The sequence below is a fragment of the Streptomyces sp. NPDC034037 genome, from assembly GCF_055575715.1.
Map to the genome: position 1 here is coordinate 1,068,455 of NZ_JBVISC010000002.1, position 19,106 is coordinate 1,087,560.

At 72.5% G+C, this 19,106-nt stretch carries 17 protein-coding genes; 3 read left to right on the top strand and 14 right to left on the bottom strand.

Features of this window, described 5'->3' with window-relative positions; all coding sequences use genetic code 11:
• Window positions 1-69: 69 nt before the first annotated feature.
• From ACZ516_RS10305 to helR, 13 genes are all read right to left on the bottom strand, one after another.
• Window positions 70-1,398, bottom strand: a complete 1,329-nt coding sequence (locus ACZ516_RS10305) for a pectate lyase family protein (protein WP_469009548.1) — start codon at window positions 1,396-1,398, stop codon at window positions 70-72.
• Window positions 1,395-2,120 (bottom strand): rhamnogalacturonan acetylesterase, encoded by a 726-nt coding sequence (locus ACZ516_RS10310; RefSeq protein WP_469009549.1) that lies wholly within the window; start codon window positions 2,118-2,120, stop codon window positions 1,395-1,397. The genes ACZ516_RS10305 and ACZ516_RS10310 overlap by 4 nt, the downstream gene beginning before the upstream one ends.
• A complete protein-coding gene (locus ACZ516_RS10315) occupies window positions 2,117-3,517 on the bottom strand; it encodes an ABC transporter substrate-binding protein (RefSeq protein ID WP_361083949.1) in 1,401 nt (466 codons plus the stop codon). The genes ACZ516_RS10310 and ACZ516_RS10315 overlap by 4 nt, the downstream gene beginning before the upstream one ends.
• Window positions 3,518-3,548: 31 nt before the next feature.
• The gene (locus ACZ516_RS10320) at window positions 3,549-5,102 is read right to left on the bottom strand and encodes a glycoside hydrolase family 43 protein (protein ID WP_469009550.1); all 1,554 of its coding nucleotides are present in this window, start codon (window positions 5,100-5,102) and stop codon (window positions 3,549-3,551) included.
• Window positions 5,099-5,980 carry a DUF6807 domain-containing protein gene (locus ACZ516_RS10325; RefSeq protein WP_469009551.1) on the bottom strand — a complete coding sequence of 294 codons (882 nt, stop codon included), beginning with the start codon at window positions 5,978-5,980 and terminating at the stop codon, window positions 5,099-5,101. Before ACZ516_RS10325 ends, ACZ516_RS10320 begins: the two co-directional genes overlap by 4 nt.
• Window positions 5,977-7,179 carry a Gfo/Idh/MocA family protein gene (locus ACZ516_RS10330; RefSeq protein ID WP_361083940.1) on the bottom strand — a complete coding sequence of 401 codons (1,203 nt, stop codon included), beginning with the start codon at window positions 7,177-7,179 and terminating at the stop codon, window positions 5,977-5,979. The genes ACZ516_RS10325 and ACZ516_RS10330 overlap by 4 nt, the downstream gene beginning before the upstream one ends.
• Window positions 7,176-8,006: a carbohydrate ABC transporter permease gene (locus tag ACZ516_RS10335; protein ID WP_469009552.1), complete on the bottom strand. Its 831-nt coding sequence runs from the start codon at window positions 8,004-8,006 to the stop codon at window positions 7,176-7,178. The genes ACZ516_RS10330 and ACZ516_RS10335 overlap by 4 nt, the downstream gene beginning before the upstream one ends.
• Window positions 8,003-8,968, bottom strand: a complete 966-nt coding sequence (locus tag ACZ516_RS10340) for a carbohydrate ABC transporter permease (RefSeq protein WP_469009554.1) — start codon at window positions 8,966-8,968, stop codon at window positions 8,003-8,005. The genes ACZ516_RS10335 and ACZ516_RS10340 overlap by 4 nt, the downstream gene beginning before the upstream one ends.
• A 156-nt stretch (window positions 8,969-9,124) precedes the next feature.
• Window positions 9,125-10,882: an L-arabinonate dehydratase gene (gene araD / locus ACZ516_RS10345; protein ID WP_469009556.1), complete on the bottom strand. Its 1,758-nt coding sequence runs from the start codon at window positions 10,880-10,882 to the stop codon at window positions 9,125-9,127.
• Window positions 10,870-11,772, bottom strand: a complete 903-nt coding sequence (locus ACZ516_RS10350; protein ID WP_358699163.1) for a dihydrodipicolinate synthase family protein — start codon at window positions 11,770-11,772, stop codon at window positions 10,870-10,872. The genes araD and ACZ516_RS10350 overlap by 13 nt, the downstream gene beginning before the upstream one ends.
• Window positions 11,769-12,446: a GntR family transcriptional regulator gene (locus tag ACZ516_RS10355; protein WP_361083931.1), complete on the bottom strand. Its 678-nt coding sequence runs from the start codon at window positions 12,444-12,446 to the stop codon at window positions 11,769-11,771. The genes ACZ516_RS10350 and ACZ516_RS10355 overlap by 4 nt, the downstream gene beginning before the upstream one ends.
• A gap of 207 nt (window positions 12,447-12,653) precedes the next feature.
• A complete protein-coding gene (locus ACZ516_RS10360; RefSeq protein WP_469009558.1) occupies window positions 12,654-13,388 on the bottom strand; it encodes a 3-keto-5-aminohexanoate cleavage protein in 735 nt (244 codons plus the stop codon).
• A 74-nt stretch (window positions 13,389-13,462) separates the two neighbouring features.
• Window positions 13,463-15,673 (bottom strand): RNA polymerase recycling motor ATPase HelR, encoded by a 2,211-nt coding sequence (gene helR, locus ACZ516_RS10365; RefSeq protein ID WP_469009561.1) that lies wholly within the window; start codon window positions 15,671-15,673, stop codon window positions 13,463-13,465.
• An 886-nt stretch (window positions 15,674-16,559) separates the two neighbouring features.
• Between helR and ACZ516_RS10370 the strand changes: the two genes are divergently transcribed.
• From ACZ516_RS10370 to ACZ516_RS10380, 3 genes are all read left to right on the top strand, one after another.
• The gene (locus tag ACZ516_RS10370; RefSeq protein WP_469009563.1) at window positions 16,560-16,925 is read left to right on the top strand and encodes a hypothetical protein; all 366 of its coding nucleotides are present in this window, start codon (window positions 16,560-16,562) and stop codon (window positions 16,923-16,925) included.
• Window positions 16,922-17,740 (top strand): Crp/Fnr family transcriptional regulator, encoded by an 819-nt coding sequence (locus tag ACZ516_RS10375; protein WP_358581639.1) that lies wholly within the window; start codon window positions 16,922-16,924, stop codon window positions 17,738-17,740. Before ACZ516_RS10370 ends, ACZ516_RS10375 begins: the two co-directional genes overlap by 4 nt.
• Before the next feature lie 295 nt (window positions 17,741-18,035).
• A complete protein-coding gene (locus ACZ516_RS10380) occupies window positions 18,036-18,215 on the top strand; it encodes a hypothetical protein (RefSeq protein ID WP_469009565.1) in 180 nt (59 codons plus the stop codon).
• Between the two features lie 7 nt (window positions 18,216-18,222).
• Here ACZ516_RS10380 and ACZ516_RS10385 read toward each other — a convergent pair whose 3' ends face one another.
• Window positions 18,223-18,948 carry a class I SAM-dependent methyltransferase gene (locus ACZ516_RS10385; protein ID WP_469009567.1) on the bottom strand — a complete coding sequence of 242 codons (726 nt, stop codon included), beginning with the start codon at window positions 18,946-18,948 and terminating at the stop codon, window positions 18,223-18,225.
• Window positions 18,949-19,106: the final 158 nt, after the last annotated feature.

Consider the following 19,106-nt stretch of genomic DNA (forward strand, 5'->3'; position numbering starts at 1 on the left):
GTGAGGGGGTTCAACCGGTCAGTCGCCGCCGTACGCCCCCGGGTTGCCGCCGCTCGCACGCGCGGACCGTCAGCGGAGCCTGCCGGCACCCGCCCGGTGATTCACCATGTACGGCACCGCCCGCGGGTGGTCGACGTGCCGGCGCAGGTGCGGGGTCCAGCCGGCTCCGGAGCGCAGCGCCTCCTCGGGGAACTGCGCGTTGTGGGCGGCGATCAGGTCGGTCCGCTCACCGTTGACGTAGTTGTGGTCGGCGGTGACCGGGGCCTCTTTCCACTTCTTCAGGACGCGTCCGGCGCCGACGCCGTCCGGCAGGGTGAACGCGTTCGCCTGGGCGACCAGTTGGGACTCGGCGCCGATCCCGAAGGAGTACTGGTAGCCGTCGCGCGGCACGACGTAGTGGTTGTTGTAGACGTCGACCTTGCCGAAGCGCACGCGCGGGGCGCGCTCGACGATGTTCCGGAAGAGGTTGTGGTGGAGTGTGACGCGGAGCTTCCCGCGGTCGGTGCCGCCCGCGCCGTCGCTGTTGCCGATCATGAGGGTCTTGTCGTGGTCGGCGAAGACGTTCCAGGAGACGGTGACGAGGTCGGCGCCCCGCACGACGTCCAGCTCACCGTCGTGCCGCTGGTAGAGCTGCCCGTAGTAGGAGGGCAGCGAGCTGTCGGGGTGGGCGCCGTCGGTGAACGTGTTGTGGTCCAGCCAGACGTGCGTGGAGCCGTGCACCACCGCGCTGTCGTACTCCGAGTTCCAGGCGCCCCGCTCGCCGTCCGTGGGGTCCCACTGCGGGAAGCAGTCCAGGGGGCTCTCCAGCGTGAGGCCGCGGACGACGACGTTGTCCACGTCCTTGATCTGGAGGCTGCCGCCGATGATCCGCGCGTGCCCGCCGACCCCGAGCACGGTGGTGTCGGAGGGGATGTACGCCTTGACGGCCGCCGCCTGCCGGGCCGCCGAGGCCGCGCGCAGCTCCTCCTGCTCGCCGCTGACCGGCCGGTCCCTGCCCCACACCGCGGGGTCGTACGCGGCGAGGTACCGCGCGAAGTCGTACCCCTCGGCCGCGAACGCGGCGCAGCCGCCGGTGGCGGTTGCGGTTGCGGTTCCGGTTCCGGTGGCGTCCAGCGTCCCCTTGACCCGGATGACGCGGGGCCCCGGGCCGCCGGCGGTGAGGGCCGCCGTGAACTGCTGCCAGGTGGTGACGGTGTGGGTGCGGGCGGCGCCCGCGTCCGCGCCGCCGGTGGTGCCGCCGTCGGCGGAGGCCCAGCCGTCGCGTGCCGGCAGGACGTCGTGGGCGGCCGGGACGGGCCGGGCGGACGCCGGGTGCGCCGCCGCCGTGGACACCGTGGGCGCCGCGAGGGCGAGGGCCGCGCAGCTCGTGAGCAGGGTGGCACGGACACGTCTCGTCATGCGTCTTCCTCCGTCGGCCAGGTGATCCAGGACTCCGGCACCGTGGCGTCGAGGCGGCGCAGGTCGCCCGGGGCGAGCACCCTGCGGTGCAGCAGTTCCACGGCGACCAGGCGGGCCACGGCGATCGCGCCGGGCGGGTTGAAGTGGGTGTTGTCCTGCTCGGACGCGGTCCAGTTGAAGTACCGCTTCGTCTCCTCGGGCCCGAGCTTTCCCCACAGGGCGAGGGAGAGCGCCTGGATGTCGAGGAGCGCGGCGCCCTCCTCGGCCGCGAGGGCGCGCACGGCGGCCGGATAGTCGCCGTGGGTGGGCACGGCGGCGCCGCCCGCGTCGAAGCGCCGGCGTTCCACGGAGGTCAGCAGCACGGGGCGCGCCCCACGCGCCCGGGCGCCGCCGACGTACTGGCGCAGGTACTCCTGGTAGGTCGACCACGGTTCGGTGTACCGGGCGGGGTCCTCCCGCTTCTGGTCGTTGTGGCCGAACTGGATCAGCAGGAGGTCGCCGGGGCCGATCGCGGTGAGGAGCGCGGCCAGACGGCCCTCGTCGGCGAAGCTCTTCGCACTGCGGCCGTTCACCGCGTGGTTGGCGACGGGGAACGCGGGGCGCAGGAAGAAGGGCAGGGCCATGCCCCAGCCCGTCTCGGGTGCGGCGGGGCGGTACTTCTGGGCGGCCGTGGAGTCGCCCGCGACGAACAGGGTGCGGCGGCCGGGTCCCGCGGCGGTCACCGGTTCTGCTCCTTCCACTCCGCCTGCGCCTCGTTGAGCTGCTCGGCGAGGGAGTCGAGGAAGTCCTTCGCCGACATCTTGCCGAGCAGGACCTTCTGGAAGGCGGGCTCGTTCTCGGCCTTGCTGATGGTGTTCCAGTCGGGCAGGTAGTAGGGCAGTTGCACGATCTTCAGGGAGCCGTCCTCGAGGGCCTCGGCCGCCAGCTTGGTGGGCTCGGACTTCTTGACCCAGGCGTCCTTGGCGGCCTCGGTGTTGGCGGGGATGGCGCCCGCCGACTCGTTCCACTTGCTGTTGGACGCGTGCGAGGCGGCGAACTCGATGAACTTCCAGGCCGCCTTCTTCTTCTTGCTGGACCTGAACAGGCCGAGTCCGTCGACGGGGTTGGACACCTGGACGCGTACGCCCGCGCCGGTGGTGGGGTTCGGCAGACCGCGGAACTTGTTCTCGCCGAGTGCCTTCACGTGGTCCTGGTAGGAGCCGAGGTTGTGGCTGAGCATGCCGATCTGGCCGCTGTCCCACTGGGCGACCATCTTGGTGAAGTCGTTGTTGAGGTCGGCGGACGGGGTGGCCTTCTTGTAGAGGGACACGTACTTCTGCAGCGCGGCGACGTTCTTCGGGTCGTTGACGGTGGTCTCGTCGCCGTCCCAGAAGTCGCCGATGCCCGACTGGCCGTACATCGCGTCGAGGGCCTGGGCGATGGAGCCCTCGCCGCCGCGGATGGTGTAGCCGAAGCGGTTGTGGGCCCGGTCGGTGAGCTTGTCGGCGGCCGCGTAGAACTTCTTCCAGGTCGTCGGCGCGTCCAGGTCGGCGGCCGCGAACAGGTCGGTGCGGTAGTACAGGACGCCGTTGCTCGCGGAGGTGGGGACGGTGTAGAGGTCGACGCCGCCGCCGGCCGCGCGGACGCTGTCGACCATCGCCGGGTTCAGCTCGTCGGCGAGGGGACTCTTCTCGACCCGCTTGTCCAGCGGCTCCAGGGCGTCCTGCGCGGCGATCCCGGCGAGCATCGCGGCGCCGACACCGCCGACGTCGGGCAGGCCGCCGCCCCGGATGGCGGTGTCGTACTTGGACTGGACGTTCTCGGCGGGCACCCCGACGTACTTGACGTCGATGTCGGGGTTCTCCTTCTCGAAGTCCTCGATGATCTCCTGCCAGATGTCGTGCCGCACGGCGGTGTTGTTGTCCCAGAAGACGATCTCGCCCTTGCCGCTGCCCTCGCCGCCCTTGTCGCCCGCCGCGCCGCTGCCGTCGTCCCCGCAGGCGGTGGCGGTCAGGGCGAGCGCGGTGGTCAGGGCGAGGGCGACACCGGCACGGCGTCGGGTGCGGGGGCTCTCACAAGTACGCGGGCTCTCATGGGTGCGGGGGCTCTCATGGGTGCGCGGGCTGGGGTTGGTGGGCATCAGCGGCTCTCTTCTCGGGTTGCGGAGTGATTCAACGGGTGATGCGGAAGCGGGTGAACAAGGCGGTCCCGGTGGGTCCCTCGTCCGCGGGCGCCGCCGCGAACAGGCCGAGGAGCGCGCCGACCCAGCGCCAGGGCGTCGCGGCGAAGACTGGCCCGCCGGTGGGTCGCGGGCCCTCGCCCGTGTCGGCGGTGAAGCGGCAGCGGGCGCCGTCCGTGATCTCCACCCGCAGCCGGGCGGCGGCGCCGGGTGCCGGGTGTGGGGGCGCGGCGTCACGCTCGGCCGCCGCGCCCGCTTCGGCGAACCGGTGCACGAGCCGCACCGCTCCGTCCTCGTCCCGCTCCAGGCCGACCCACGAGTACGCGTCCCCCAGTACGGCCAACCCAGCCCGTGCGCCGGGAACTTCGGCGTCCAGACGCAGCTCGACCTCGACGGAGCAGGGCCGCAGGGGCAGGCGCTGGGTGAGGGTGTGCGGCAGGGCGCGTACGTCGTCGGCGTGCGCCGAGCGGACGCAGGCCAGCCGCAGCCCGTCCCCCGCGTGCGAAGTGGCCCAGCCGGTGCGGGGGTTGGCGGTCCACTGCCACTGGAGGCCGTGCCGTCCGCCGGGGAAGTCGTCGCCGGTGGCGGGGGCCGACGGAGGCTGGGCGGGCAGGTCCGGTTTGCGGTGTACGGCGACGGGCTCGCCGTCGCGGCCGAGCACCGGCCAGCCCTCCGCGTCCCAGCGCATCGGCTGGAGGTGCACGACGCGGCCGTAGGCACCGCGCTGCTGGAAGTGCAGGAACCAGTCCTCGCCGGTGGCGGTGCGCACCCAGCCGCCCTGGTGCGGTCCGTTGACGTCGGTGGCGCCCTGTTGGAGGACGACGCGCTCCTCGTAGGGCCCGTGGAAGGCGCGGGAGCGGAAGGCGCCCTGCCAGCCGGTCGCGACGCCGCCGGCGGGGGCGAGGATCCAGAACCAGCCGTCGTGCCGGTAGAGCTTGGGGCCCTCGACGGTGAACCAGCCCGGGACGCGGTCGCCGTCCACGAGGGTCCGCCCCTCGTCGAGCAGCTCGCGTCCGTCCGGGCTCATGCGGTGGCCGGTCAGCAGGTTCTTCACGCCGGAGCGGGACTTGGCCCAGGCGTGCACGAGGTACGCGGCGCCGCTCTCCTCGTCCCACAGGGGGCAGGGGTCGATGAGCCCCTTGCCCGCCTTCACGAGGTGGGGGCGGCTCCAAGGTCCCCGGATCCGGGGGGCATTGACCTGGTACAGGCCGTGGTCGGGGTCGCCCCAGAAGATCCAGAAGCGTCCGTCGTGGTGGCGCAGGGAGGGGGCCCAGACGCCGCGGTCGTGCTGGGGCGTGGCGTAGGCCTCGGCCGGTTCGAGGCGGTCGAGGGCGTGGCCGATGAGCGTCCAGTTGACCAGGTCTCGGGAGTGCAGCAGCGGGAGCCCGGGGGCCCGGCCGAAGCTGGAGGCGGTGAGGTAGAAGTCGTCGCCGACCCGCAGGACGTCCGGGTCGGACCAGTCGGCCGCGAGGACGGGGTTGCGGTAGGTGCCGTCGCCGAGGTCGCCGGTGGCGTCGGGGCCGGTCGTCCCCGGGCCCGCGCTCACGCCGTCACCGCCTTGCGGACCAGGGCCGCCGCCTCGTCGCGGCTGAGGGCGCCGTCGGCCACGACGGTCACGATCCGGCGTACGAGGGTGTCGCGCGGGGCGAGCGGCAGCCGGTCCTCGGATGCCAGCGAGGAGCCGACGCCCGGGTATTCGGCCGCGCGCACGAACCACGGGTCGTGGCGGGTGCGTGCCGTGGCCCCGGCGAACACCAGCGTCCAGCCGTCCCCGGCCAGCGCCAGCCACGGCGCGCGGGCGGCGTGGGCGGCCGCCTCCCCCTCGCCGTGCGGGGTGCGCACCCGTGGGGGCGCCGCCTCCTTGGGCGCGCGCCAGAAGAAGCCGCCGTAGGCGGCGCCGGGGCGGCCGTTGGTGGCGGGACTGCCGAGGGACAGTTCGGCGCCGGTCGCGTTGGTCAGCGCGAAGGTGAGGTCCAGCGCCCAGGCGGTGTCCGTGAGGGCGACGGCGGCGACGGTGCGGCGCTCGCGCAGCAGGGTCTCGCCGCGTGCCGTCCACACGATGTCCTCGACGAGGCCGTCCGGGTCGCGCAGCTTGAACCCCTGGTGGCGTTGGACGCCGTGGTTGTCCAGCTCGGTGGGCCCCTGGCCGCGTACGAAGGTGCGCCCGCCCCAGAAGTTGCGTCCCGCCACGTCGGGCACGGCGACGCCGGCCCCGAGGTGGTGCGGGTGGTCGGCGGGGCTCAGCTCGGTGACGGGTCTCCCGGCGAACGTGGTGACGGGGTGCAGGTGGGGGCGGGGCGACAGGTCCGGGGCCAGTTCGGGGCAGACGACGTAGCGGGCGACCGGGCGCCCGGCACAGCGCAGGGTGACCGATCCGCCGGGCTGCCGCCCGGGACCGTTCGTGTGCCGCGGGGAAGTGCTCATGACGGGTTCACCTCGTCGTGAAGGTCGCCGGGGCGGGAGGGCCGGGCCCAGGAGGCGCCCAGTTCGGAGTAGAGGCACTGGGTGTCGGCGGCGAGGGGGACCAGCCCTTCGATGCCGGGCACCACCCGGCGCTCGGCGCTTGGACCGGGCGCGCGGTGCCACGCGTCGGCGGGCAGCGCGGCCGGGTCGGGCGCGAGCCGCACCGCTTCGACGACCCGCATGAAGGCGCCGGTGGCGGCGGGCGGTACGAGGAGTTCGGCGCGGCCCATGAGGTGCTGGACGAGGTTCTCCAGGAGGTCGGTCCTGCCGTACAGGGTCTGGGAGCCTTCGGTGTCGTCGGCGCCGCGCCGCACCTGGACGCGGTCGTGCCGGTACCAGCAGGTGACGCGTCCCTCGGTGCCGTGCACCACGAGGTACGGCTCCTGGGAGGTGGGCGCGCAGAGCGTCGCGGCGACGGTGACGCGGCCGCCGCCCGCCGTGGAGATCCGTACGCAGGAGGTGTCGTCGGACTCGATGGCGTGGGCGCGGAAGAGTTCGCACTCCACGTCCGTGACGTCCTCGGCGGCGGTGCTGCCCGCCAGGGCGAGGGCGCCGGCGACGGCGTGCGCGAGGGGGTTGGTCAGGACGCCGTCGACCACGTCGAGGCCGTCGAGGCGGCGCCGGCCCGCCCAGGGCGCCCGCCGGAAGTAGGCCTCGTCCCGCACCCACAGGCCGGCCCCGCCCACGCCGGTCACCTCACCGATCGCGCCTTGCGTGATCAGCCGCCGGATGGCGGGGAGCGCGTGGGAGCCGAGCGACTGGAAGCCGATCTGGACGGCGGTCCCGGCCGCGGCGGCCCCGTCCGCGATCTGGCGGAACTGCGCGTAGGAGGGGGCGGGCGGCTTCTCCAGGAGCACGTGGACGCCGCGCCGCGCGGCGGCGAGCGCCAGATCGGCGTGGGTCGGGATGGGCGTGCAGATCACGGCGACGGCGGCGCCGGTCGCATCGAGGAGCGCGGCGAAGTCGTCGGACTGCTCGACCGCGCCGAAGCCGACGAGTTCCTCGCCCACCAGCGGCTTCAGCTCGCAGACGCCCACCAGGCGGACCAGGCCGGCGCGCTGGAGGCGGCGGATGTTCTCCAGGTGCGCGCCGCCGTGGCCGCGCGCCCCCGCGAGGACGACGGGCAGCGGGAGCCGCAGGCCCCCGGGCGCGGCGCTCATCCCTTCACCGCCCCGGCGCTGAACCCGGTGACGAGCCACTTCTGGATGAACGCGAAGACGATGACGACGGGCACGGCGGCGACCACGCCCCCGGCGGCGAGCGCGCCGAGGTCGACGCTGTCGGCGCCCATCAGGGTGGCGAGGCCGACCGGGATCGTCTGCTTGCCCTGGTCGCTGAGGAACATCAGGGCGAACAGGAAGTGGTTCCAGCTGTGCACGAAGGCGAAGGAGCCGACCGCGATCAGACCGGGCCGCAGCATCGGCAGGACGACCGCGCAGAACGCCCGGAAGCGGCCGCAGCCGTCGACCCAGGCGGCCTCTTCCAGGACGCAGGGCACGTTCTTGATGAACCCGCTGATGAGGATCATCGACAGGGGGAGCTGGAAGACGGTCTCGGCGACGACGACGCTGGCCAGCGAGTTGATCATCCGCAGCTCGGCGAAGATCTCAAAAAGCGGTACGAGCATCAGCGCGCCCGGGATGAACTGCGAGCACAGCAGCGCCAGCAGGAAGGCGCGCTTGATCCGGAAGTCGAAGCGGGCCAGGGCGTAGCCGCCCGCGAGGGCGACGAGCGTGGTCATCACCATGGAGACGACGCCGACGAGCAGGCTGTTCTGGAAGAACGTCGCGAAGCTGCGCTCGGTCCACACCTTGTCGAAGTGGTCGAAGGTCAGCGGCCAGGGCACGAGGGAGGTGGAGCCGGTGGGGCGCAGCGCGAAGAGCAGGATCCAGTAGAAGGGCACGAGGGTGAACAGGAGGTACAGCCCCAGCGGCGTGTAGATCTGCCAGCGGGGCGTACGGGCGAGGGTGGTGGCGGTGGCGGTCATTTGTCCTGGCCCCCGAACTTGCTGAGCCGCAGATACAGCAGCGAGCAGAAGAGAAGGATCACGAAGGCGATGGCGGTCAGCGCGGACGCGTAGCCGAAGTCGTGCGAGTCGACGGCGATGGACGCGATGCGCAGGGGCAGCGTCGTCGTCTCGCCGGCCGGGCCGCCGCCGGTGAGGGTGTAGAGCAGGTCGACGTTGTTGAACTCCCAGACGGCGCGCAGCAGCGTGGAGAGGATGATCGCGTCCTTGAGGTGGGGCAGCGTGATGTGGAGGAACTGCCGCCAGCGGCTCGCGCCGTCCACCTCGGCCGCCTCGTAGAGGTCCTTGGAGACGGACTGGAGGTCGGCGAGGATGAGGATCGCGAAGAAGGGGACCCCGCGCCAGAGTTCGGCGACGACGACGGCGGGGAAGACCGTGCCGGTGTCCGAGAGCCAGGACGTCCCGTACGAGCCGATCCCGATGTCGGCGAGGTAACGCGTCACGCCGGTCTGGGAGTTGAGGATCAGCAGCCAGATGGTGGAGGTGAGGACACCGGAGACGGCCCACGGCGAGAAGACCAGGGCACGGGCCGCCGCGCGGCCGACGAAGGTCTGGTTGACGAGCAGCGCGAGCACGAGGCCGAGCAGCAGTTGCAGCACGATCTCGACGGCCACCCACTGGAGGCTGAAGCCGAGGGTGGGCCAGAACTGCGGGTCGTCGGTGAAGGCGGTGACGAAGTTGTCGAGGCCCGCGAAGCCGTCGCGCCACGGCTTGGTGGGGTTGTAGTGCCGCAGGCTGTAGTAGAAGACGCTGACCACCGGGTAGGCGATGAAGCCGAACATCAACAGGGCGGCGGGGGCGATCAGCAGATACGGGAGGCGGCGCGGGGTCGCCCCGACCCGCCGGCGGCGCCGCCGCGCCGGGTCGGGCGGCGGCGGGGCGGTGCTCGGCGGTGGCTTCGCCACGGCTGCGGCCTGGGCCATGACAGTTCTCCGATCGTGGATGTGCGGGTGAAGCGCTTCGCGCACGGCGTTCGAGATCTCGGACAGGCGAGGGCGGACACGGACGGACAGTGAAGAGCGGACGGCGACGAGCGGACGATGACGAACCGACGCTGCCGAACAGGCGCTGACGAGAGGTCAGCCGGCGTACGGGTCCGGCACGGTGCCCGGCCGCGCGAGGAACGCGAAGTCGCAGCCCGTGTCGGCCTGGGTGATCTGCTCCGCGTAGAGCGCGCCGTACCCCCGCTCGTAGCGGGCGGGCGGCGGCGTCCACGCGGCGCGGCGGCGGGCCAGCTCCTCGTCCGGCACCTCCAGGCGCAGGGTGCGCGCCGCGACGTCGAGGGTGATCAGGTCCCCGGTGCGCACCAGCGCGAGCGGCCCGCCGACATGCGACTCGGGTGCGACGTGCAGCACGCACGTGCCGTAGGAGGTGCCGCTCATCCGCGCGTCGGAGATCCGCACCATGTCCCGGACGCCCTGCTTGAGCAGGTGGTCGGGGATCGGCAGCATCCCGTACTCGGGCATGCCCGGGCCGCCCTTGGGGCCCGCGCCGCGCAGGACGAGGACGTGGTCGGGCGTGATGCGAAGGGCCGGGTCGTGGATGGTGCGCTGCATCGTGCGGTAGTCGTCGAAGACGACGGCGGGGCCCGTGTGCCGCAGCAGCCGGGGCTCGGCCGCGATGTGCTTGATGACGGCGCCGTCCGGGCAGAGGTTGCCGCGCAGGACGGCGACGCCGCCCTCCGGCGCGACCGGGTCGGCCCGGGTGCGGATGACGTCCGCGTCGTGCACGCGGGCCCCGGCGAGCTGTTCGCGCAGGGTGTCGTGGGCCACGGTGGGCCGGTCCAGGTGCAGCAGGTCGGTGATGCGCGACAGGAAGCCGGGGAGCCCGCCGGCGAAGTGGAAGTCCTCCATCAGGTAGCGCTCGCCGCCCGGCCTGACGTTGGCGAGCACGGGCACGGTGCGGGCGGTCCGGTCGAAGTCGTCCAGGGTGAGCCGCACCCCGGCGCGCCCGGCCATGGCGATGAGGTGGATGACGGCGTTGGTGGAGCCGCCGAGCCCGAGGACGGTGGTGACGGCGTCCGCGAAGGCGTCGGGCGTCAGGATGTGGGACAGCCTGCGGTCCTCGCGTACGAGGTCGACGATCCGCAGTCCCGATGCCGCCGCCATCCGCTCGTGCCCGGAGTCGACCGCCGGGATCGAGGAGGCACCGGGCATGCTCACGCCGAGCGCCTCCGCCGCCGCGGTGAGCGTCGACGCGGTGCCCATGGTCATGCAGTGGCCCGGCGAGCGTGCCAGACCGCTCTCCAGTTCGGCCAGCTCGCAGTCGCCGATGAGACCGGCGCGGTGGTCGTCCCAGTACTTCCACATGTCGGTGCCCGAGCCGAGGGCGCTGCCCCGCCAGTGGCCGGGCAGCATCGGGCCGGCGGGCACGAAGACGGCGGGCAGGTCGACGCTCGCCGCGCCCATGAGCAGCGCGGGCGTCGTCTTGTCGCAGCCGCCGAGCAGCACGGCGCCGTCCACGGGATAGGAGCGGAGCAGTTCCTCGGTCTCCATGGCGAGGAGGTTGCGGTAGAGCATCGGGGTGGGCTTCTGGAAGGTCTCGCTGAGGGTGGCGACGGGGAACTCCAGCGGGAAGCCGCCCGCCTGCCAGACGCCGCGCTTGACGGCCTGCGCGCGCTCCCGCAGATGGGAGTGGCAGGGGTTGATGTCGGACCAGGTGTTGAGGACGGCGATGACGGGCTTGCCCAGGTGTTCCTCGGGGAGGTAGCCGAGCTGGCGGGTGCGGGCGCGGTGGCTGAAGGAGCGCAGCCCGGCGGACACGCTGTCGCCGAACCACTGGGCGCTGCGCAGCCGGCGCCCTTCCCCTTCGCCGTCCGCCGCCGTCACAGGGACCACCCCGCGACGATCGCGGCGACCTCGGCCCGTTCGGCGTCCGGCAGCGGGCTGCTGGGGGCGCGCACGTCGCGGCGGCACAGGCCGAGTACGGCGAGGGCCTCCTTGACGACGGTGACGTTGTGCGCGGAGCCGTCGGCCGCGCGCAGTTCCTCGAAGCGGCGGATCCGCTCCCACACCTTCATGGCCCGGGGGTGGTCGCCGGATCGAAGCGCTTCGATCATGTGCAGCGAAAGGCCGGGGGCGACGTTCACGAGCCCCGAGGTGAAGCCGGTGGCGCCCGCCGAGAAGTACGAGGGCGCGTACGGCTCGGCGAGCCCCGCGACCCATACGAAGCGGTCGAGTCCCGCGTCGCGGGCGAACCCGGCGAAGCGGGCGGCGTCCGGCACGGCGTACTTCACGCCGATGACGTTGGGGCAGTGGTCGGCGAGTTCGGCGAGGCGGGCGCCGGGCAGACCCGCGTCCCGCAGGTAGGGGACGACGCCCAGCTCCGGAACGGCCTCGGCGATCGCCCGGTGGTAGGCGACCCAGCCCGCGTCGGAGACGTAGGGGTGCACCGGCTGGTGGACCATGACCATGCTCGCGCCGTGCTCGGCGGAGTGCCGGGCGCCGGCGACCGCCGTGGGGAGGTCGTGCCCCACCCCGGCGAGCACCTCGGCCCGCCCGCGCGCCTGAGTGGCCGTCAACTCCATGATCTCGCGCCGCTCCTGGGGGGAGAGCGCGTAGAACTCGCCGGTGTTCCCGTTCGGGGTCAGGGTGCGCACCCCGCCGTCGAGCAGCCGTCGCAGGATCACCCCGTGGGCGGCCCGGTCGAGGGTGCCGTCCTGCGCGAAGGGGGTCACCGGGATCGCCACGACGTCGGCGAGTGCGGCGCGCTGCGTCTCGAACGTCACTGGAGTTCCCCTTCCCCGGGAAAGGCACGGCTCACGAACGACTCGATGTGGTCGTGCAGGGCGCGCGCGGCCCCGTCCTGGTCGCCGGCGAGGGCGAGCCGCAGGATCTGCTCGTGCTCGGTGGCCTCACGCGCCCACGAGGGGTCGGCGGCCCAGGCCACGGCGGAGACGAGCGCCGCCTGGTCCCGTACGCCGTCCAGCAGCCGCCCGAGCAGCGGGTTGCCGCAGTCGACGTACAGCGCGCGGTGGAACTCCCGGTTCGCCAGGGAGCGTTCGGCCGCGTCATCGGCGGCGGCGGCCCGCACCAGGGCCTCGCGGGCGGCTTCGAGCGGGGCGCCGCGCAGCACGGTGCGGCGCAGCGCCTCGGGCTCCAGGAGCAGCCGTACGTCGTAGACCTCGCGCGCCATGGCGGCGTCGACGGTGCGTACGGTGGCGCCCTTGTACTGGCTCATCTCGACGAGCCCGGTGCCCGCGAGGGTCTTCAGCGCCTCGCGCACGGGCGTCTTGGAGACGCCGTACGCGCGGGCCAGCTCCGTCTCGATCAAGGGCTGGCCCGGTCTCAACTCGCCCGTCAGGATGCGGTGCTTGATCGAGTCGAGCACGAACTGCGTGCGCGAAGGGATCGGGACCGGGGGCGGCACCGAGGCCGGGGCGGGAGTCGGGACGGACGTCATGGGCACCCTCAGATCTCGCATATCGCGTCTCATATATGACGTACGAAGTACGACGCGTCGAAGCTAGGAGGGTGCCCGGGGTTCGTCAACGCTTCCGACAAAAGAAGTGCGACGGATTCCGCCGGGAATCCTCCCGACGGAACTGGTACGGCGGGGCTCCGCCTGAGGTCCGCAGGGGGCGGCGGCCCTCGGCGCCCAGGAAGCGCTTCAACCCGTGGAGGCCGCTGTCCGCAGAAGACGTCGCGCGGTGTGCACGAGCGCGGCGTTGTCCCCGGCCGGGGAGCCGTCAGGCAGGACCAGGACGTCCTCGAGACCGATCCGGGCGTCCAGCCCGTGCTGTGCGGCGACCCGCAGGACCGGCCACGCCCCGCCTTCCTCCCCGTGCAGCAGAACGGGCGCCATCAGCTCATCGCCCAGCTCCCGCAGCAGGTCCGCGGCCGTGGCCGCCGCCGTTCCCGGGTCGGTGTCGGTGACCTCGGCGAGCACGCGCAACACCCTGCCCGACAGCGGGGAGGCACGGAATACGCGGGCCGCTTCGGTACCGGAGTAGATGCCCGCCTCGACACCGATGCCGCGTTCGAGCAACACACCGGCCACCTCCTCGGCGCCTTCCTCGTGCCAGTTCACCGAGGCGTGATCGGGCAGCACCGACCACGAGCGGATGAGGCGAACCCGGTGCTGCGGATCGGGGGCCGCCCACGCCCCCGTGGTCACGCCGACCCGCACACCCCTCGGCACAGCGGCACGCACCGCGGCGACCGCCTCGGCCACCGACTCAGGAGCCAAGGAATCACGGCCGTCGGCATCCTTGGGGTGCAGATGGATGTCCTCGGCACCAGTTACCACGGCTCTCCTCGCCTCGGCGGCCAGCTCTTCGGCCGTAACCGGAAGAGAACGGCACTCGCTCCGGTCCCGGGCCCCGTTCAAACACACTTGCAGCATGGACGAAACCCTGCCATGTCCCGCTGACAGCCACCTCGGCGGACGCCCCGGACGACGTCGGCGACGACGGCTTCTCAGGGCGTCAGGGCGTCGTGAGGACCCGTGAGGACGACGAGTTGCTGCGTCGCGCGGGTCATCGCGACATAGCGGTCGACCGCGCCCGCGATCCCCTCGCCGAACGCGTCGGGGTCGACGAGGACGACCAGGTCGAACTCCAGGCCCTTGGCCAGCTCGGGCGTCAGCGACCGTACGCGGGGCCTCTCCCGGAATCCGGGGGCGCCGATGACGCAGGCGATGCCGTCGGCGTGCGCGGCGAGCCAGGTGTCGAGGACCTGTTCCAGGTCGGCGGCGCGGCCGTGGACGACGGGAACACCGGCGCTGCGGACGGACGTCGGCACGTTGGCGTCCGGGAGCGCCGCCCGGATCGCGGGCTCCGCCTCGGCCATGACCTCGGCGGGGGTGCGGTAGTTGATGCTCAACGAGGTCACACTGATGCGGCCGAGCCCGGCCCGCCGCAGCCGCTCCTGCCACGACTCCGTGAACCCGTGGCGGGCCTGGGCGCGGTCGCCGACGACGGTGAGGCTCCGGGAGGGGCAGCGCTGGAGCAGCATCTGCCACTCGGCGTCGGTCAGTTCCTGCGCCTCGTCCACGATGATGTGCGCGAACGGGCCCGCGAGCAGGTCCGGTTCGGCGGTGGGCAGCGCGCTCTCGTCGATCAGGCTGTCCTGGAGGTCGCGCCCGCGCAGCATGCCGAGCGCGCCTTCGCTCTCGTCGATCTCGACGTTCTGGAGCAGGCTGTCCATGACGTCGGCCCGGCGGGCGCGTTCGGCGGCGACGGCGGCGTCCTGGCGCCGCTTGCGCGCGGCGGCCTCCGGGTCGCCGAGGCGCCGGCGTGCCGCGTCCAGGAGGGGCAGGTCGGAGACCGTCCAGGCCGCCGGGTCCGCGCGCTGCAGGCAGCGGACCTCGTCGGGGGTGAGCCAGGGGGCGCACTTGCGCAGGTAGGCCGGCACCGTCCACAGGTCGCCGACGAGGTCGCTCGCCTCCAGCATGGGCCAGGCGCGGTCGAGGGTGGTGGTCAGCTCGCGGTCCTGGAGCAGCGAGCGGCGCAGGAGGTGCGGCGGGGCGTCGCTGTCGTCCTTGTCCAGCAGGATCGTGATCAGTTCCTCGCGGATCTGCTCGCGCGCCTCGTTGTGCGGGGTGCCCGGTTCCACCGCCGCGAAGGCCGCCGCCCAGTCGTCGGGGCTCAGCCACAGGTCGGACCAGTGGCTGGAGACGGTCATGCCCTCGGTGGGCGGCTCCTCGTAGATGCCGACGGCCGGTTCGATGGCCCGCACCATGTCCGCGGACGCCTTCAGGCGGGCCACCCGCGGATCGGTCTCGGTCGCCGCCGTGGCGCCCTCGGCGACCAGGTCGCGCAGGACGCAGGTCTGGACGCCCTCCTCGCCGAGGCTGGGCAGGACGTCGGCGACGTAGGCGAGGTAGGGGCGGCTCGGGCCGACGAACAGCACCCCGCCGCGCCGGTGGCCGAGGCGGGGGTCGGCGTAGAGGAGGTGGGCGGCGCGGTGCAGGGCGACGACGGTCTTGCCGGTGCCGGGGCCGCCGTCCACGACGAGGGCGCCGCGGGAGCCCGCGCGGATGATGGCGTCCTGGTCGGACTGGATGGTGGCGAGCACGTCGCGCATCCGGCTGGAGCGGCTGGAGCCGAGGCTCGCGACGAAGGCGGACTGGTCGTCGAGCGCGGCGTGCCCTTCGAGGCCGTCGGCGGTGAACACCTCGTCCCAGTAGTCGCTGATCCGGCCGCGGGTCCAGCGGTATCTGCGGCGGCTGACCAGGCCGGCGGGGTGGGCGTGGGTGGCCGCGAAGAACGGCTCCGCCGCCGGGGAACGCCAGTCGACGAGCAGCCGGCGCCCCGTGCTGTCGGTGAGGCCGAGCCGTCCGATGTATACGGGCTCGGCGTCGTCCTCGCCGACGACGCGGCCGAGGCACAGGTCCAGGCCGAAGCGGCGCAGGGCGCGCAGGCGTGCGGTCAGCCGGTGGATCTCCGCGTCCCGGTCCATCGCCTCGCGGCCGATGCCGCCGGGCGCCTTGCGGGTGGCCTCCAGACGCTCGGACAGCTCGGTGATCGTCTCTTCGAGGCACGCCGCGACGGCGGCGAAGTGCCGCTCGTCGCCGGCGATCAGTGCCGGATCGGCCTTCACGGCGAGGTGGTCGGGAAGATCGAACGCGCTGTCGTCGGCGGTGGCGGGGGCGGGCGGTGTGACAGGAGCTTCGGCAGGCGAGCGCACTTCGTGGTTCTCCCGTTTTCGCAGGTCGTGGCGTGAGAACCGGGATTTTGCCGCACCGAGGGGGCCTTGCCGCAAGCCCCCTGGTGCGCTATAAGTTGAGAGTGGCGAGGAGTGCGTGGGCGTCTGTCAGCCTCCCGCCGATCCTCCTCGAGCCGGACGTCCCGCCGGATGAGCCGGCCCTCCCGTGAGTTCCCCGTGCACCAGTGCCGCGAACTCCGTGGCGCCCAGCACCGACGTATGCGTGTTGTCCCGTGCCTCTCGCTGGACCGGGGTCCGCTTGTCGTGGTGGGCCGGCCGGACGGGGACGCGGCCGCCTCGGCGCGCCTCGGCCGGGAGCGCCGGGAACAGGGCCGGACGCACGAACTGAGGGGCGGCGCTGACAGCGCCGCCCCTCAGCATGCGAGTGCGGTCATTCGGGTGTCGTCCTCCCTGCTCCGAGAGTCGGGGGGCCCCAGGGGCACCACCCCCAAGGGGCCCCACACGACAGCTGCGCCAGGCCCTCCAAGGCTCAACGTCAGCCTGATGAATGTAACGGTGCACCCACGCCTGGCATTCCCTGGTTTCAGGGAATGCCAGGACTTACCTTGCGCTCAGGGTATTCCGTACTGCGGTCAACCTCCGCGCGGTGGTAATGGGAATTGCCTCCGGCAGGATCAGGAAGGGGCGCACGTCCGGACATGCGCGCCCCCCTCCGGACGAGAGGGGGGCGTTACGGCAGGGTGGAATCCCTGTTCCGGAGTGACTGTTTCTGCACCCCCGCCCTCGTGCTATATCCTGCTGCGATCGAGAAGGTCTTGTTTTTGACGGACCACCAATCCGTCGATCTTCCCGTGGAACTTCCGCCAGGCCCTCCAAAACAAACAAAAATCGACGTCAAGGAGTACCCGTGACCGGGTTCCTCTTGGCCTCGGTCGCCATCGTTGCGATCGTGGCCTTTCTTGTCGCCTACGCGATCAAGGAACTCTCCTCCACCCCGCTGCGGATCGTCGCAGTGATCACTGCCATCACGGCGCTGGTCGTGACCCTCCCGGCGCTCTTCGAGTCCCTGCGCCCCGCCGACCCGGTCGCCGAGCCGGGCGTGCGGATGCCCGGCACGGCGCCGTCCGAGGCCCCGCCGTCGGTGACCGGCGCGCCCACGGCTTCAACGGCCCCGTCGCAAACGCCAGGGGCCGCCCCCGGCACGCGGCAGGTGGCGCCCGGGGCCCGCGCAGAAGGTCTCGGCCGGGCCGGAAGCGGGGTCCTGTGGTCATGATGGCCCCTAACCGCCGACGCGACGACCGCCGCCGGGACCTGCTCATCGGCAGCTCGCTGTACCAGGTCGACGAGACGACCGGCCGCGTCCAGTACGCGGCCACCCGCAGCATGGAGGCGGTACTTGAGCACAACCCCTTCTTCCAGCGTCTGCCGAACGCGCACCGGGCCGAGTTCGCTGCGGCCTTCCAGCGCCGCATCTACGAGCGCAAGGCGCATCTGCGAGGTTCCGGCAGCGCGATGGTGCACATCGTACTCAGCGGCTGCGTCGCCGAGGAGTCCTCCTACGGGGAGACCACGACGGTGCGCATCCTGGGCACCGGAGCCGTCCTCGGGGACCTGGAAGTCTTCGACGAGACGCTGGCCACGCCCACCACCCGCTGCCTGAACACGACGATGACGCTGGCGTTGCCCATGGACAGGATGCGGGCCATGGTCGAGCACAACAGCATCCTCAGCGCGACCCTCGGCGCCGGCATCACCGACCGCCTGGTGACCGCCGAGCGCGTGTACGGCCGTGTCGGCCTGCGCCCCGAGGAGCGTCTGGCCGGCCTCTTCACGCATCTGCTCGGTGTCTGCGCGGTGCCCTGCCCGCGCTTCGGCCGGATGCTGGTGGGCCCCTCTCAGGTCGACCTGGCCGATGCCCTGAACTTCAGCCGGGCCACCGTCGAGTGTGCTCTGCGGCTGCTCCGCAAGGAAAACCTGGTGGTCACGGGCTACCGCACGTTCTCGTTTCCTTCGGAGGCCGCGCTCGCGCAATTCGGTAAGGTGTGTATTCCGGTCCAGCGGGTTACCGGGGAAGCTTCGCACCCTTAGATATCAGAACGACCTGAGGCGCCGGCCGGGAGAGCATCTCCCGGCCGGCGCCTTTTCCTATGTGGTCTAGACGTATTACTCTCTCGACGGCTTCAAAATTAGGTATTGATTCTTGACGCCGAAACATTTGAAGGTGAAACTCAAATTCACCCCTTACGGGTTTATGGAATGCATATACCCATGTGTGGCAAGAAAAGCGCAATGCCGTGTATGTCGCGCAGGCATCAGTCGATGCCGAAGTCCGCCCGGCCCTCGCGCCTACCTGGACGGGATCGGCACGGAGGCCGCGAAGAAGGTGTTCCTGTGGCTCGCGCCCGGGCAGTACCCGAACTTCCCCTCGGGCGTGCAGGGCAACACGCACTTCCAGGAGTACGGGGCCGCGCGGATGGCCCGCCTGGTCGCGCGGGCCGTCGCCGGGCTCGGCCTGCCCCTGTCCGGCGAGGTGGTGCCCGCGGCCCACGTCGGGTCCCGTTGACGCCTCGTCAGCTCGGGCGTCCCACCACCAGCCACTTCGACGGCAGTGCGATGCGCGTGCCGTCCGTGCTGAACTCCGTCGTGAGCAGCGGGAGTTCGCCGGACGCCAGGATGTCCAGACCGGCCCCCGCGACGTACGCGGGCACGGCCTCGTCGGTCACCTCGGCGGGTGCGAGGCCGTGGGCGAAGACCGGGACGAGCTTCGGCGGCGCGCCCTCGGGGCGCCGCGTGAGGTCCAACAGGACGGGCCTCGCCGCCTCGGACAGCTCGACGAGGAAGGCCCTGCCGCGCTCCCCGATCAGCGTCGCGACCCCGTCGAGGAGCGGCTGGCGGTCGTCCGGTTCGCACTGGTGGAGGACACCGCGCATATAGACGTTCGCATCGCCCAGCTCGGCGTGCAGCTGCTCCGCCTCGCCCCTCTCCACGGCGTCGAGCTGCCGGAAGTCCACCTGTCCCGCCGGATCGGCGAGCCGGGCGTGCGCGAGGGCGGCGGCGGACAGGTCCACGCCGAGGACGCGCGGGAAGCGGTCGGCGAGGAAGCGGGTCTGCGTGCCGTTGCCGCACCCCAGGTCCACCAGGGGCAGTCCGGCCGCCGCCAAGTAGGGCTCGAACAGGGCCAGTTGAGGGCCGACGGTCAGCGCGGCCTCGGCGTCCCAGATGACGGCCCCCGGTTCGTCGGGCGCCGCCCGCCAGAACGCCTCCCAGGCCTCGCGATACCGACTCGTGACGCTCATGCCAGCTCCCCAGGGTGCGACGACGGCCGCCGAAGCCGACGACAAGATCGGTCTACCGCGCCCCGGGCCCCTGGACAAGGCACCCGTACGATCCCGTGCGGCCCCGCACGGCGCACTCCGCCCCTCCCCCGCCGGGCCCGCGCTCCACGCGCCCCGCT

Excerpts from the sequence above, each read along its gene's own strand:
- ACZ516_RS10305 (WP_469009548.1), bottom strand. The coding sequence starts at position 1,398 with ATGACGAGACGTGTCCGTGCCACCCTGCTCACGAGCTGCGCGGCCCTC.
- ACZ516_RS10315 (WP_361083949.1), bottom strand. The coding sequence starts at position 3,517 with ATGCCCACCAACCCCAGCCCGCGCACCCATGAGAGCCCCCGCACCCAT.
- ACZ516_RS10325 (WP_469009551.1), bottom strand. The coding sequence starts at position 5,980 with ATGAGCACTTCCCCGCGGCACACGAACGGTCCCGGGCGGCAGCCCGGC.
- ACZ516_RS10330 (WP_361083940.1), bottom strand. The coding sequence starts at position 7,179 with ATGAGCGCCGCGCCCGGGGGCCTGCGGCTCCCGCTGCCCGTCGTCCTC.
- ACZ516_RS10335 (WP_469009552.1), bottom strand. The coding sequence starts at position 8,006 with ATGACCGCCACCGCCACCACCCTCGCCCGTACGCCCCGCTGGCAGATC.
- ACZ516_RS10340 (WP_469009554.1), bottom strand. The coding sequence starts at position 8,968 with ATGGCCCAGGCCGCAGCCGTGGCGAAGCCACCGCCGAGCACCGCCCCG.
- ACZ516_RS10355 (WP_361083931.1), bottom strand. The coding sequence starts at position 12,446 with ATGACGTCCGTCCCGACTCCCGCCCCGGCCTCGGTGCCGCCCCCGGTC.
- ACZ516_RS10360 (WP_469009558.1), bottom strand. The coding sequence starts at position 13,388 with ATGCTGCAAGTGTGTTTGAACGGGGCCCGGGACCGGAGCGAGTGCCGT.
- ACZ516_RS10375 (WP_358581639.1), top strand. The coding sequence starts at position 16,922 with ATGATGGCCCCTAACCGCCGACGCGACGACCGCCGCCGGGACCTGCTC.
- ACZ516_RS10385 (WP_469009567.1), bottom strand. The coding sequence starts at position 18,948 with ATGAGCGTCACGAGTCGGTATCGCGAGGCCTGGGAGGCGTTCTGGCGG.